At 51.0% G+C, this 981-nt stretch carries 1 protein-coding gene; it reads right to left on the reverse strand.

Going from position 1 to position 981, the window contains the following annotated elements:
• Positions 1–981: polysaccharide biosynthesis/export family protein (locus HMPREF9007_RS00110; protein ID WP_008763917.1), on the reverse strand; the 981-nt coding region annotated here is incomplete at both ends.

The raw sequence follows: 981 nt of genomic DNA on the forward strand, positions 1-981 counted from the left end.
CCGTTACGCATTGTGTAGATGCTGTAGTCCATATCCTTGACCGTGTTGACCTCATATTCCTCACCATTCTGACGGACAACACGCAATGAACGGGTGTAGGCATCGGCTTCAAAGCCGCCGGCATATTTGATTAAAGTGGCAAGGTTCTCGTCTTTCTTCATTTCGAAACGCATAGGGCGTTTTACCTTGCCGCTGATCTTTACCAAGACATCGTAGGCGGGGACGATAACCACGTCACCTTCCTGAAGGCGGATGTCATCCTGCGTGTTGCCTTTCATGATAAATTCGTAGACGTCGATGGTGGCGATATTCTTTCCGTTGCGTACCAACTGAACGTTTCGGAGGCTGCCGATATCACTCACACCGCCTGCACGGTAAAGCGCATGGAAGACGGTAGAGAAGGAAGAAAGGGCGTAGGTACCCGGCTGCACGACCTCTCCCATCACATTGATCTGGATAGTACGGATATTACCCAAAGTCAGACGGATGTCGGAAGTAGGGTCGGTAGTATTGTTCAGACCGTTATAGATCTTATTCAGGGCGCCCTTCAGATACTCGTTGGCGGCGGAGACTGTCATACCGCTAAGGTTGACAGGCCCGATCTTCTGAATATTGATGGTGCCTTCAGGAGAGATCTGCTGGCGGATCGTATTCTGGCTAGCACCCCAGATATCGATGATGACTTCATCACCGGGACCCAGACGGTAATTGGCAGGAGTGGCAAGGTTGACACTAGGCTCGAACGTCAGGTTGCGGGTATTGAAGATATTGCGCCCGAAAACCTGGTCCTCACGGGCCAAATCTTCCGTAGTCGGATGATCTTCCAACATGTCGGAAGTATTCTCCTTAGTCTCTTCACGAAGGCGGGATTCGTTGATGTCCGTGCCCGTTGATTTCGAGGTATTTACATTGTTCTGCTGCTCATAGAGCTGCTTCACACGCATAGCCTGTTCCTTGGTCACACCTTTACGCGCAAGCTCG

Origin of the sequence: Bacteroides sp. 1_1_14 (assembly GCF_000162515.1) — a bacterium.
GTDB lineage: Bacteria > Bacteroidota > Bacteroidia > Bacteroidales > Bacteroidaceae > Bacteroides > Bacteroides thetaiotaomicron.